The 12,776-nt window shown below is 32.8% G+C and carries 16 protein-coding genes; all 16 read left to right on the plus strand.

What is annotated here, in order from left to right:
• The first annotated feature begins 313 nt into the window (after window positions 1–313).
• The 16 genes from AC6CHR_RS11865 (at window position 314) to AC6CHR_RS11940 (ending at window position 12,733) form a co-directional block, all read left to right on the plus strand.
• Window positions 314–538: a hypothetical protein gene (locus AC6CHR_RS11865; RefSeq protein WP_498248967.1), complete on the plus strand. Its 225-nt coding sequence runs from the start codon at window positions 314–316 to the stop codon at window positions 536–538.
• Window positions 539–852: 314 nt separating this feature from the next.
• Window positions 853–2,640 (plus strand): oligoendopeptidase F, encoded by a 1,788-nt coding sequence (pepF, locus tag AC6CHR_RS11870; RefSeq protein WP_498248968.1) that lies wholly within the window; start codon window positions 853–855, stop codon window positions 2,638–2,640.
• 220 nt (window positions 2,641–2,860) lie between these two features.
• The gene (locus AC6CHR_RS11875; RefSeq protein WP_498248969.1) at window positions 2,861–3,268 is read left to right on the plus strand and encodes an NUDIX hydrolase; all 408 of its coding nucleotides are present in this window, start codon (window positions 2,861–2,863) and stop codon (window positions 3,266–3,268) included.
• 52 nt (window positions 3,269–3,320) lie between these two features.
• The gene (locus AC6CHR_RS11880) at window positions 3,321–3,506 is read left to right on the plus strand and encodes a hypothetical protein (RefSeq protein WP_498248970.1); all 186 of its coding nucleotides are present in this window, start codon (window positions 3,321–3,323) and stop codon (window positions 3,504–3,506) included.
• Between the two features lie 151 nt (window positions 3,507–3,657).
• Window positions 3,658–4,239, plus strand: a complete 582-nt coding sequence (locus AC6CHR_RS11885) for a histidine phosphatase family protein (protein WP_498248971.1) — start codon at window positions 3,658–3,660, stop codon at window positions 4,237–4,239.
• A 93-nt stretch (window positions 4,240–4,332) separates the two neighbouring features.
• A complete protein-coding gene (locus AC6CHR_RS11890; RefSeq protein WP_498248972.1) occupies window positions 4,333–4,674 on the plus strand; it encodes a zinc ribbon domain-containing protein YjdM in 342 nt (113 codons plus the stop codon).
• Between the two features lie 586 nt (window positions 4,675–5,260).
• On the plus strand, window positions 5,261–5,887 hold the full coding sequence (locus tag AC6CHR_RS11895; RefSeq protein ID WP_498248973.1) for a hypothetical protein: 627 nt from the start codon (window positions 5,261–5,263) through the stop codon (window positions 5,885–5,887).
• Window positions 5,888–6,056: 169 nt separating this feature from the next.
• Window positions 6,057–6,632: a pyridoxamine 5'-phosphate oxidase family protein gene (locus AC6CHR_RS11900; RefSeq protein WP_498248975.1), complete on the plus strand. Its 576-nt coding sequence runs from the start codon at window positions 6,057–6,059 to the stop codon at window positions 6,630–6,632.
• A gap of 186 nt (window positions 6,633–6,818) precedes the next feature.
• Window positions 6,819–7,364, plus strand: coding sequence for an RNA polymerase sigma factor (locus AC6CHR_RS11905; protein WP_498248977.1), 546 nt, complete (start codon window positions 6,819–6,821; stop codon window positions 7,362–7,364).
• Window positions 7,357–8,643: a DUF4179 domain-containing protein gene (locus tag AC6CHR_RS11910; protein WP_498248979.1), complete on the plus strand. Its 1,287-nt coding sequence runs from the start codon at window positions 7,357–7,359 to the stop codon at window positions 8,641–8,643. Before AC6CHR_RS11905 ends, AC6CHR_RS11910 begins: the two co-directional genes overlap by 8 nt.
• Window positions 8,644–9,066: 423 nt before the next feature.
• Window positions 9,067–9,342 (plus strand): autorepressor SdpR family transcription factor, encoded by a 276-nt coding sequence (locus tag AC6CHR_RS11915; protein WP_498248981.1) that lies wholly within the window; start codon window positions 9,067–9,069, stop codon window positions 9,340–9,342.
• Window positions 9,339–9,944, plus strand: a complete 606-nt coding sequence (locus AC6CHR_RS11920) for an SdpI family protein (RefSeq protein ID WP_498248983.1) — start codon at window positions 9,339–9,341, stop codon at window positions 9,942–9,944. The genes AC6CHR_RS11915 and AC6CHR_RS11920 overlap by 4 nt, the downstream gene beginning before the upstream one ends.
• A 169-nt stretch (window positions 9,945–10,113) precedes the next feature.
• The gene (locus AC6CHR_RS11925; RefSeq protein WP_498248985.1) at window positions 10,114–10,284 is read left to right on the plus strand and encodes a DUF4083 domain-containing protein; all 171 of its coding nucleotides are present in this window, start codon (window positions 10,114–10,116) and stop codon (window positions 10,282–10,284) included.
• A 90-nt stretch (window positions 10,285–10,374) separates the two neighbouring features.
• Entirely contained in the window at window positions 10,375–10,983 is a 609-nt protein-coding gene (locus AC6CHR_RS11930) for a DJ-1/PfpI family protein (RefSeq protein ID WP_498248987.1), read from the plus strand.
• Window positions 10,973–11,695, plus strand: a complete 723-nt coding sequence (locus AC6CHR_RS11935) for a nucleotidyltransferase domain-containing protein (RefSeq protein ID WP_498248988.1) — start codon at window positions 10,973–10,975, stop codon at window positions 11,693–11,695. Before AC6CHR_RS11930 ends, AC6CHR_RS11935 begins: the two co-directional genes overlap by 11 nt.
• Window positions 11,696–12,334: 639 nt before the next feature.
• Window positions 12,335–12,733, plus strand: a complete 399-nt coding sequence (locus AC6CHR_RS11940) for a nucleoside/nucleotide kinase family protein (RefSeq protein WP_498248990.1) — start codon at window positions 12,335–12,337, stop codon at window positions 12,731–12,733.
• Window positions 12,734–12,776 lie beyond the last annotated feature (43 nt).

Consider the following 12,776-nt stretch of genomic DNA (forward strand, 5'->3'; position numbering starts at 1 on the left):
TCATAAGTTATTTTACTATTATGTAGATAGTAGATATTAATAAGCTTTAAGATGTTTTAATGACAATTCTCTTGAATGTCCACAATTAATTGTAAACGATAACAGGAAAAAGGATTTTTCGGATTGCTGTTGAATGTTTAAGGTAGTAGATATAGATTGATGGCAAGTTGTATCAAAGAAGATGTTTAATAAAAAGACTCTTACATATAAATAATATAGGGCAATAATATAGGGAAAGGGCATTTTTATAAAAGGCTATAAGAAAAGAGCCTTTTATAACATTCATTATGTAGAGAAAGAGAGATTTAATACAATGGGTAAAAAAACAAATAGAATTAAATATTCATTGGAAACTAATGGCGTAAAATCATTGTCACTCAATGAAATTAAGATTATCTTAAGAGGTGCAGATGACTTAATTATGAGTGGCGGTAGAGCGATGCTTGCGAAAATTCTTGCAGGGTCAAAAGATAAAAAGTTGCTTGAATTAGAGCTTAATCATTGCAAGCCAAGATGTTGTCATCTCACTTGTTGCTAAAAGGAAGTGGATGTCCATCCCAGTGGATATACTGCGAAAACTAGAACAAAATGTATGGTGTTCAACTTGTAAAACTACCGTTAAAATAGAGAACTATACGGTCAAAGACTGAAAAGCACGGACTTATATTGGAAGGTAAATGTAAGAAATGCAGAGGAATGGTTTCAAGAGTCATTGATTAAAGAATTACCTAAAAGTTTGTAGTTCTAGGTCTGTAAAAATGTAGATTTTAACGATAAATATTAAATCTACCTTCGAAATTAATAAACGAAAAGAGCCATGCTTAACTAAAAAACAATAAAAGGAGTTTTCTGATGAAATCTTACACGTCAAGAAACGAAGTACCAATTAATGAAAAATGGGATCTCACTGATCTATACCCAGAAATAAGTAAATGGGAGGAAGATCTTCTTTCTATAGAAAAGATGTCGGAAAAGCTAAAGGCATTTGATGGTGAAATAAAAGATGGACAGTCTCTATTCGACTATTTGAATCTAAACGAAGAATTATCATTCGTTTTTAACAAGCTATTTGCCTATGCAATGTTAAATGTTGATGAGGATACGAGAGAAACTAAATCTCAATCATTATTAGATCGAGCAAAACAGCTTAGTGTAAAAGTAAGTTCTGGTACAGCGTTTTTTATGCCGTTTCTATTAAGCTTAGAGGAAGAAACATTAAAGAAATACATAAGTTCAGAAGAACGATTAACCTATTTTGAAAAAGATTTATTAGAGTCCTTTCGCTATAAGAAACATGTATTGAGTAAAGAACAAGAGGAGCTTATTTCGCAATTAGGAGAAGCGATCTCAAGCCCTAGTCATACATTCGGGATGATCAATAATGCTGATATTAAATTTGGCGATGTGACCAAGGATAATGGCGAAAAGGTTGAGTTAACGAGGGGCATGTATTCAAAATTAATCGAGGATGAAGACCGTGAAAAACGAAAGGAAGCATACAAAGCCTATTATCAACCTTATCTTCAACTAAAGAATTCAATAGCTTCTACCCTTTCTGCAGCGATTAAAAATAATGTCACGATCTCAAAAATTCGCCAATATCCGTCAGCACTAGAAAAATCATTATTCGGTGATCAGGTACCAAAAGAGGTATATGAGAATTTAATTTTAACGACGAAAAAAAATATTGCACCACTGCATCAATATGCGAAGATTCGCAAAGAAAAGTTACAATTGAAAGAACTTCGCCAATATGATATGAGTGTTCCTTTAGTAAGTGATGTAAAGCCAGTAATTTCATATGAAGAAGCCTATGAAACAATGTGTAAAGCATTGTCGCCACTAGGTGATAACTATTTAGACGCACTAAAAGAATTTAAAGATTCTAGGTTTATTGATGTCAGAGAAACACCGGGCAAGCGTTCTGGTGCCTATAATCTAGGCGTTTACGGAGTCCATCCGTATATTCTATTAAACCACCGGGATGATTTAGATAGTTTATTTACGTTAGTTCATGAATGTGGTCATGGTGTTCATAGTAAACTGAGCTCACAACACCAACCACAAATTACAGCACGATATAGTATTTTTGTGGCTGAAGTGGCTTCAACAGTTAATGAAGTTCTATTAATTAATTATTTATTAAACAATGAATCTGACCCACAAGTTCGTAAGCATTTATTGAATCATTTCATTGATCAATTCAAAGGGACATTCTTTACACAAGTTATGTTCGCTGAATTTGAAAAGAAAACACATGAAATGGCTGAAAAAGGAATGCCATTAAATGTAGAAGTGTTTAATCAAACCTATGAAAAGTTATTCAGGGAATACAACGGTGATGATGTTGTGTTTGATGATGAAGTAAAATACGGTTGGTCAAGAATTCCCCATTTCTATCGACCTTTTTATGTATACAAATATGCGACAGGCTTTGCCTCTGCGATCCATTTAGCAACAAAGATTTTAGATGGTGATAAAGAAACATTGGATACCTATCATGAATTCTTAAAAAGCGGTAGTTCCGATTATCCACTGGAATTGTTAAAAAAGACAGGAGTAGATTTAACGACTCCATACCCAATCGAAAATTCGTTAAAACGATTTACAGAGCTGGTAGAAGAGTTTTCGAAGCTTTAATTGTTTAGATTTAGAAGGGCTGCTCATAATGGTTATATCTCCAAACTTCATTATATGGACTTTAGCTCTTAGATAAGGTCCAATAATATTGAGTTAGAAGAGGTTGAAATTTAATTATGAGAAGCCTTTATTTTGGGTATTTGTTCGCCATGTAAAAGATGTCCGTTTTCTCTTTACCAACATAGAAGAAGGAATCTAATGATAATGGAGGTTAGAAACTATGACGACACCAAAACATATTGTTTCAGCTGCTACGATTATAGTAAACAACAAAAACGAACTTTTACTAATTAAAGGACCACGTAGAGGGTGGGAAATGCCTGGTGGACAGGTTGAAGTGGGTGAATCAATAAAGAACGCTGCAATCAGGGAAACAAAGGAAGAGTCTGGTATCGATATTGAGATCATAAAGTTTTGTGGAATATCCCAAAATGTAAGTGGTTCTGTATGTAATACCTTGTTTTTAGGAAAACCAATTGGAGGAGAATTAACAACTAGTCCAGAGAGTTTAGAAGTAGGTTATTTCCCAATTGAAAAAGCCCTAGAAATGGTCACTTGGAAAAACTTTAAACAAAGGATAGAGTATTGTTTAAACGAAGATCTTCATCCATTTTATATAGAATGTTGAAGCGTCAACACAAATATTTTACATCGAATCATGGAACGGTAGGAGATCTTTTATGAAGACAAATAAATTAATATTACTGGCAATCATGGCTGGTGTGTATTCTGGAATTTTAAATGAATTAGAAGGAAACCTTGGGTTAAATCGTTTAACAAGTATTCTGATTTTATCAATCGTAATCTTTATAACAGGTTACCTGTTAAATAAAACCGGAGAAAAGAAGAAGATTGTAAACGGATAATCTCACAATTATTGAAACAATCGATTCGTCAGCAGGTTCACTCTATTATCAGGTATATTGCTCACCTTGTTCAACTAGGTGGGCTTTTATAAATCATAGCAGGGATAGAAAAATAGATTGAATACGATATAAAAAGGAGGAGCGAAAACACGTGCAAACGAATTTGTACTTTGTAAGACATGCTCATTCTACCTATACACCTGATGAATTAGGAAGACCCTTATCTAAAAAAGGCTTTACTGATGCAGAAACAATAACTAAAGTGTTAAGAAACGAAAAGATAGATATCGTTGTTTCGAGTCCATACATGAGAGCCATTCAAACTGTGGAAGGTATAGCTAATTTAATTGGCAAAGAAATGATAATAAAAGACAGCTTTAAAGAGAGGAAATTATCTGAACAACCTGTCGATGATTTCTTTTTAGTTGTAACGAAAAGCTGGGAGGATTTTAACTTTTCATTAGCAGGTGGAGAATCAAATAACCTAGCTCAAAAAAGAGGGATTAAGGAAACTCTACAACTCTTAAAAAAGTATGAAGGTCAAAATATTGTGGTAGGAAGTCATGGGAATATGATGGTTTTAATCATGAATTATTTTGATCGTTATTATGATTTTTCTTTTTGGGAAGAACTAGAAATGCCAGATATAGTTAGGTTGACGTTTGAAAATTCGCAACTGAAATCTGTTAAAAAATTTCCTCTGAAATGTCGCCTGGAAAATGAGGTCTTCTAGGAGAATCATAGAGGATTTGTCAATTTGCGTACATTATGACAATATTAGGGATGGCTTTTGAAAATAAAAGTATTGAATGGAGGAAATGAACAAATGGTTGATTTACCAAATTGCCCAAAATGTAATTCAGAGTATACGTACGAGGATGGGAGCCTTTTTGTTTGCCCAGAATGTGCAAATGAGTGGTCTTTAGAAACAGAAAATGAAAATGGGGAAGAAACGAAGGTTATCAAAGATGCTAACGGAAATGAATTAAATGATGGTGATTCTGTTACAGTCATTAAAGATCTTAAAGTAAAGGGCAGTTCATCGGTCTTAAAAATAGGAACAAAGGTAAAAAGCATTCGTTTGGTTGAAGGAGATCATAATATTGACTGCAAAATTGACGGTTTTGGTGCTATGAAGCTAAAGTCTGAATTTGTTAAAAAAGGCTGAAAGTAAGAACTTTTTTATATCAAAGCTAGATTAACACATGAAGTAATCCATTTTGAAAAGTCTTTTTTGAAATGGGAATTTATGTTAATGTTTATATGAACCATTTATAAAATCTTCTCACTTAAACAGTACCTTATTAAGCGGAATAGTTAGTTATAGAAATATAAGCGAAAGGTGGGTACAGCATATAAAAAAGTTACAAATACCAATTTTACTTCTATTGTTGTTCGTCATATTCATTAGTAGCTATTATATCGTACGTTTGAATACCGTTAGTCGTTCTATCGTTGTTTTAATCACAATTATTTTAATTTTATTATGTCCACTGATCATCTACTTATTGTTGATACGCCTTAGATTTATGCCAAAAATAGTAGCCTATTTATCATTTATTCTTTGTTTAGCTGCTGCTTATTTTAGTATTCCTTCCCTTCACAGAGATTTCCTTAACAGAATGTTAGTTTGGCTTTTACCTGTAATAGAAGTTAGTATTATTTGTATTATTTTGTATAGTATAACTAAAAGTTTTTTCCGTTATAAAGACATTCATCCAAAGGAGAGTTAATCCTTTCTTGAAGGTATGAGAATGTCTCTTGAACCGAAATTAGGAAAGGGTTTTATTTTAGAGACTGTACTAACAGAACTTAGTGTATTCTACTATTCAATATTGGTATGGTTCAAAAAGCCAACCATAAAAATGGATGAGACTTATTCTTATCATCTAACTTCACAAATAAAAATCATCGTTATAGTATTTTCAAGCTTAATTTTAGTAGAAGGAGTGTTGTTTCATTTTCTTATTCAATTATGGAATGAAATTGCTGCCTGGATATTTACTGTATTAAATATGTACGCGTTCCTTTATATGGTGGGACTCTATAATTCTGTCAAATTATTACCACACTTTATTAAACAAGACATGTTAATTATTCGTCTTGGATATCAGAGTAGGATTGAATTGAATATAAAAAATATCGACCAGATAAAACATGCTGAACAAGGTGGTATTGGCACAAAAGTTCCGAAGGATACGTATTATTCATTGTTAAATATAGATTCTCCGCAATACGAACTTTTCTTAAATGATCCTGTTTTAATGGAAGGATCTTATGGGAGGAAAAAGTACGTAAAAACTGTTGTCTTCAGGTCAGATCAACCAAATGATTTGATAACGAGAATAAACACGATTAGAAATCAAAGTGACCAAGAGTAGTCAAGGATCAGCGCATTCATTTAAGAAAATTCATGTCAAACCAATTTACGGAGGTAGTAGGTGTGAAAGGCTAAAAAATAGAAAAGTATAGGTTACCTAAACTCTTTATACAAAGTGACGAAGAATGGTAGTTGAATACGAACTTCAATTTGACAAGGAGGAAAATTTTATGGGGAAAGTTTATTCTTCATTACATTCAAAACACGAAGAATTTATAAAAAAACAACGGATTTTCTTTGTGGGATCAGCACCCTTAGCAGCTGACGGACATGTTAATATTTCTCCAAAAGGACACGATGTACTTCGGATTTTTTCATCAACGGAAGTTGCCTACCTTGATTTAACTGGGAGTGGAAATGAAACAAGTGCACATTTAGAAGAAAATGGGAGACTAACATTTATGTTCTTGGCTTTTGAAGGTGCTCCGATGATTTTACGTCTTTACGGTAAAGGTCGGGTGGTATTACCAGATTCTGCTGAATGGGTAGAGTTGGTTAAACATTTTGACATTCTTCCTGGCACTCGTCAAATTATTTATGCAAAGATTGAAACGGTTAAGACGTCATGTGGATTTAGTGTACCATTTTATTCATACGATGGTGAGCGGGATACTTTGAAACAGTGGGCTGTCAATAAAGGCGAACAAGAATTAGAAGAATATCGGGAGAAAAATAATTCGATAAGTATGGATGGAGTAGCTACATCATTAGGAAAAAGTATATCTGCAAACATTAAAAATATGTGATAATTATTGTGGTGATTTAATAGTGTAGCCTTCCTTTACTATAAATTGGAAGGCTTTTTAGCATGTTGATGTTTTTCTATTGAAATTTAAGCTATTGGACTATCTAATTAATATAAAAAGTTTCTTTTAATAAAAATGAACTTTTTGCCACGAACTATACTCATATAGAGGAAGAGAGGTGAGGGCATGAATGTCGTTCGATTAGTAAAAAGGGCGAAAAAAGGTAACAAAGAAGCATTGCTTCAATTAGTAATGGCTGAAAAGGATGTTTATTTTAAACTTGCAATCACCTACATGGGAAATACCCATGATGCAATGGATGTGATGGAAGAAATGATTGTAACTTTATATGAAAAAATCGGTCAGCTCAAAAAAGAAGAATCTTTTTATAGCTGGAGCAAAACAATATTGGTTAATCATTGTAAAACTTTGCTTCGGAAGCAGAAAAAGCTGTTGTTAATCGATGATTGGAATAAAACGAATGAGAAAGAATCGGAGCATGCATTTATCAGTGATCCTTATCTTAAAAGTGAACAACAAATTGATATTCAACAGTTGTTCTTACATTTAAATGAGTATCAAAAAGAAGCGATTCAATTAAAATATTTTCATGATCTCAATTATCAAACAATAGCTACTATCACAAATGTCTCAATTGGAACCGTGAAATCAAGGGTTTTTCAAGGTTTGAAAAAACTAAGAGATTACTACGGGGGTGATGTTGATGAATAAATTTGAGGAACGAATGGCTGAAGAGAAACAACGAATTGATTCGATAACAGCACCAGAAGAACTAGAAGCAAGATTAAGAAAAGCTTTGGATACGACTACCTCAAAGAAGTCGAAAAGAAAAGTGTCGATTTGGAAACTAGCATCTATTGCCTTATTATTTATGATCATCATTGGTACTAATTACAATGGTTTTGCCTTCTATGGTAAGAAGTTACTAGGTTTTGATAATTTGATTTCAGGAACATTGGAAGAACTAAATGATGAAGGCATGGGACAAATGATCGAAAAGAAAAAGATGTTGGAGGACGGCACAAAACTTATTATTAACGGTATTATGACTGATGCAAATCAAATGATTATGTATTATACATTAACTAACCCAGACGGATTTACAGATGAAGGTTTCGACGTTTTTAGCCCTTTAAAAATAACAGGATTTTTAACCGATTCATCCATGAATGGTGGGACATCTGTATTGAATGAAGCGGGTACTGAGATTAAAGGGTCAATGAATTTTGAGCCTGTTAGTCCTTTTTCTAAAAAATTAACGGTTCATCTTATGGAAAAGTCAAAAACAGGTCAGCTGCTTGAAGATAGTATTTCATTTTCTTATAACCCAAATAAAGCTATGCAAACTGAAATTAAACAGTCGATCAGAGAAACGGTGAAAGTTGATAAGGGTAAGATTACATTTCATTCGATAACAGCTACACCGACATTGACAGTTATTGATGGATCGTTGGATGTAGAGAATTTCGATCGAGTAGCTAATTCATTAGCGGGAATTGAATTAATTGCTAATGGAAAGCCAGTTGATATGATAGGTAGTGGGAGTAAATCATCATTAACAGGTAAAAAATTCCACATTGACTTTGATGCATTGCCAGAAAAAGTAGATTCATTAGAACTAATGATGAAGGAATTTGTAGGTTATCAAAAACTGGCACAAACGATTTCACTCACTACAGTTAATAATGAATTAAAGAAGCTTGACGATCATGAACTATGGGTAACAGGGGTATCAACCACTTCACAAGGTGTGGAAGTAAGAATTGCTACCGATGTAGATGTTATGCTTGATGGAGTATCTATTCAAACTGGGGACGAAATGATACCTTTAAAAACAACAGTAAACCAAACGAAAAAAGAGCAGGATGGACGAATGTTGAAGGAACGCACTATGTTATTTGATACAAAGTTAAAACCTGAATCCCTTCATATTGAAGGCATCCACTACATGAAACCATATAACAAAGTAATTGATATCCCAATTGAATAATTGCTAGAAATATTGGATGGTTTGTAAAAAGAAATATAAAAGGAGGTAGTTGCTATTCAAAAGGCAATTGCCTCTTTAAAAGAGGAATTAGTTTGAGAAGGTATCTCTTCTACTTAAGTGAAAATAAGCCATAATATCGAATGATTAACCTATCACGTTTTGAATGAGTTACGATCGGATGAAATTAGCACAACACTCGGAATCTCTAATATACTCTCTTTATCTAAACTAAACAGGTTCCTAAATTTATATATTTTCTTTGGAGAAGTACCAGTATTTAATTGGATATGGTCAGAGTAATACTAAAGAAAGAGTGTTTCTTTTTTTGTTTTGAAGATATTATTGACATTTTAGACCATCTGTACATATTATATAAGTAGTTAAGTAATTACTTAATTAATGAAATGAGGAGGTTGGTATTGATTGTCAGTAAATGAATTATTTAAAGCCTTATCAGATGAAAACAGAAGAAAAATTTTAGATTTACTACGTAATGGAGATTTGACTGCCGGAGAAATAGCAAACCATTTTGAAATGAGTAAACCTGGAATATCACAACATTTATCTGTGTTAAAAAATGCTGAATTAGTATATGCACTTAAAAAAGGACAGTATGTTTACTATTCATTAAATTCAACCGTTTTTCAAGATGTGCTAAAGTGGGTTATTCAATTTAATTCCAAGGGGGAAAATTCGTGATTAAGAAAAGTGGCATCATTTTATTGTTATTAGTTTCTTTTAGTGTAAGTATCTATTTATTTACGTCTACTATTACTATTGATGAGGGACGATATGGTAAAAGTGAAGTTATATTATTTAGTATCCCAGCTATTATGGTTATCCTAATTTGCAACCTCTTCTTCCTGCCAAAATTAAGTAAACTTAAAGGTTCTTATGCTCGTTTTAAAAATGGACTTGAAAACATATTTTTAGCACTTACATTTATCCTATTTCTCCTCCATTGTGGTTTACTTCTTGTTACAACAGGAACAGAGCTAAACTTACTACTGTTTATTCCAATTATCGTTGGTATAACGCTTATTACCACCGCCAACACATTACCCAGATTTCAATTTGAAATAAATTCAAATGCAACACAATTAACTAATTCAACAAACCAATTGTGGAACATTGTAGTTCGACCATTTTCAATCCCGTTATATATCGGTGGTATCGTGATGTTATTTTGCGTGTTTTTGCCAGGAGGCTACATGTTAGTTGCTTTCTTCACGTTACTTTTAAGTACGCTAGCTGTATCCATCTATCTCTCATATAAAGCATATCTTAAGATAGCAAATTAATTTTTAATCGTAAAAATTCAGCATGTAGAAGGTTTATTTATATATATTTGGTGGCGATCTCAGCTAATACTTCTCCCAAAATAAATGATCTAATCCTTGTAATTAAGATCGTAAACCAATAGTGAAAATGGTAAAATAAAGGAAATTAGATGCGGAAAGAGGAGAAATAATGAATACAGGGTTAAATGTTGGCGATATTATCTTTCAATTGTTTACTCTAGGTGTGCCGATATTTTTTATCGTGATTATCCTATTATTTTGGCGTTCTTTAAGAAGGAAAAAAGAACAATTAAACCGAATTGAAGATAAGTTAAATTCGTTGGAAAAAAAGGTTGAATAAGGTTTGAACAATATATAACAACTTAGCAACACTGCCAAAGCATTTGGACTTTTCCAAGTGCTTTGTTTACTATCTAGAGGAGTTGATAAAATGGAAGCCGTTAAAAAACCTAGAAATGTTGCGATATTTATCTATGAGAACGTTGAAATTTTAGACTTTACAGGGCCATTTGAAGTTTTTCTTGTGGCAAGTAAAAAAGGGACTGACTTTAATGTTTTTACTGTAGCTGAAAAAGAACATCCAGTCCTTTCTCTAGGCAATCTAAGCATTAATCCCCGTTATTCAATCCAAAATTGTCCAATTCCAGATATCCTTATCGTCCCTGGAGGGTGGGGTTCGCGAACTGAAATGAATAATGAAAAAATAACAAACTGGATAAAAGAGATTTCAAAAACGACTGAACTCGTATTATCTGTTTGTACTGGAGCTTTAATTTTAGCAAATTCAGATCTCTTAGATGGATTAAGAGTAACAACGAATCGTTTAGCGATGGATGAATTGAGAGAAGTAATTCCTGACACTTCAGAAATAGTAGAAGAAGTTCGGTATGTTGATAACGGGAAAGTTATCTTATCAGCTGGTGTATCTGCAGGTATTGATATGTCTTTATATATTATTGAAAAGTTATTAGGTGAGAAAAGAGCTTTGGAGTCAGCTAGATTAATGGAATATGAGTGGGATAGACACAATGAGTCATAAAATGGATGCAGTTGAAGCAGCTAAACTATTTATTGAAAAGTACTTTTCAAATTGTCAAGCAGCATTATTAGCAGGGAGTGTGGTAAGAGGAGAGGCAACAGAAACGTCTGATCTTGATATTGTTCTTTTCGATAGAAAATTACCTTCAGCATTTCGGGAGTCATTGTTTGATTTTGGATGGGCAATAGAGGTGTTTGCCCATAATTTAACCTCATATCACTACTTTATTGAGTTAGATTGCAAAGATGCGAAGCCATCTCTGCCAAGAATGATATCAGAAGGAATTATCTTAAAAGATGAAGGAATATTGGAAACTATAAAAGTAGAAGCAAAAGATAGATTAGAGTCAGGACCCGAGATATGGTCTGAAGACACGATTCTTAGGAAGCGATACTTTATAACAGATGCCCTTGATGATTTAGTTGGAAGTAAAAATCGGGCTGAAGAAATATTTATCGCTAATACATTAGCTTACCTTGTTCACGAATTTGTTTTAAGAACGAACCGTCATTGGATTGGTGCATCAAAATGGGTGATACGGGCTTTAAATCAATATGATAAAAAATTCACTGCGGAGTTTGTAGATGCCTTTAATGTTTTCTATAAAACTGGAGAGAAAAGAAAGATTGTTTTGTTAGTAGATAAAGTTTTAGAGCAACATGGTGGGCGTCTATTTGAAGGCTTTTCTCAAGGGAAGGAAACGATCACTTAAATCCATAATAAACCGAAGAAATAAATTGGTCTTTACGGTAGGCTCTTTTCTAAAAGTTTGTTGCTCTAGAACTAATAAAAATTGGCTTTTGGATTTTTATGATGTAAATTGAAGTTATCTCAAGAGGGATATTAGAGTAATTTAGCGAAAAGAGCGCGGAGATATAGTTAAAACGTGTACATTAGTACTTTGTACGAAAAACAACAATCTTTGCGAAAATAGGCTTACGGTAAAAGAATTAAATGGGGTTAATAATATAGAAGTACAATTGATATGATAGCTACGGTTGTTTTTCCACGCTAGGATTGAGAAGATTTGTTTTTAGATAATAACGAAAAATTGATAGAAGGTGGGATACAATTTTTTGAATGTCAAAATTATTGTAAAGTTGTCAGGTTGCGAGATAATCCATGTATCAAAATAAATGGATGAATGTTCGATAAATAAGTATTTTAAATTTATTCGTTATTCATAACTTCTTGACCTTTCTTTATCCATATTTTACTATTAATTTAATCATGCTCATTCGTAAAGAGGATAGTTCTTGTTTAACTACAATTGATTGTTATAGTGTAAGTGTATTTATTAATTATACGGGTTCCTTAATCTTAATCAGGGAATGAGTTACCCTATCTGGAGGTGGATAGGGGGTCTGATTACGACGAATGGAATCTAGAGCCAATGATTAAAGATATTCAATTTCTTTTACATCATCAAAACTCTTTAACTAAGTACCTATTTCTAGATTATCCTTTTGGCTATTTGCACAAAGGCATATGTGAATATATTGATTTTACGATTTTTATTGATACACCATTAGATATAGCAATGGCGAGACGACTATTAAGGGATTATATCGATCAACCAATTGTTAAGGTACAAAGCGATTTGAAAAACTATCTGTCTCGTGAAAGACCAGCTTATTTAAATATGGTAAGGACAGTAAAACCAACCTCAGATATAGTCATTGATGGTTCATTATCTTCAACCTTGATTGTTGAAAAAAATTTAGGGGAATTAAGAATTAGAAACTTGTAATCTATTTTAAAATCATCGCTTTATGCAGTGTACTTACTATTGT

It is taken from the genome of Metabacillus sp. GQ13 (genome assembly GCF_059758525.1).

Bases quoted from the DNA above. Each gene is read 5' to 3' on its own strand.
- AC6CHR_RS11865 (WP_498248967.1), top strand. From the start codon at position 314: ATGGGTAAAAAAACAAATAGAATTAAATATTCATTGGAAACTAATGGC.
- pepF (WP_498248968.1), top strand. From the start codon at position 853: ATGAAATCTTACACGTCAAGAAACGAAGTACCAATTAATGAAAAATGG.
- AC6CHR_RS11875 (WP_498248969.1), top strand. From the start codon at position 2,861: ATGACGACACCAAAACATATTGTTTCAGCTGCTACGATTATAGTAAAC.
- AC6CHR_RS11880 (WP_498248970.1), top strand. From the start codon at position 3,321: ATGAAGACAAATAAATTAATATTACTGGCAATCATGGCTGGTGTGTAT.
- AC6CHR_RS11890 (WP_498248972.1), top strand. From the start codon at position 4,333: ATGGTTGATTTACCAAATTGCCCAAAATGTAATTCAGAGTATACGTAC.
- AC6CHR_RS11895 (WP_498248973.1), top strand. From the start codon at position 5,261: ATGTCTCTTGAACCGAAATTAGGAAAGGGTTTTATTTTAGAGACTGTA.
- AC6CHR_RS11900 (WP_498248975.1), top strand. From the start codon at position 6,057: ATGGGGAAAGTTTATTCTTCATTACATTCAAAACACGAAGAATTTATA.
- AC6CHR_RS11905 (WP_498248977.1), top strand. From the start codon at position 6,819: ATGAATGTCGTTCGATTAGTAAAAAGGGCGAAAAAAGGTAACAAAGAA.
- AC6CHR_RS11910 (WP_498248979.1), top strand. From the start codon at position 7,357: ATGAATAAATTTGAGGAACGAATGGCTGAAGAGAAACAACGAATTGAT.
- AC6CHR_RS11925 (WP_498248985.1), top strand. From the start codon at position 10,114: ATGAATACAGGGTTAAATGTTGGCGATATTATCTTTCAATTGTTTACT.
- AC6CHR_RS11930 (WP_498248987.1), top strand. From the start codon at position 10,375: ATGGAAGCCGTTAAAAAACCTAGAAATGTTGCGATATTTATCTATGAG.
- AC6CHR_RS11935 (WP_498248988.1), top strand. From the start codon at position 10,973: ATGAGTCATAAAATGGATGCAGTTGAAGCAGCTAAACTATTTATTGAA.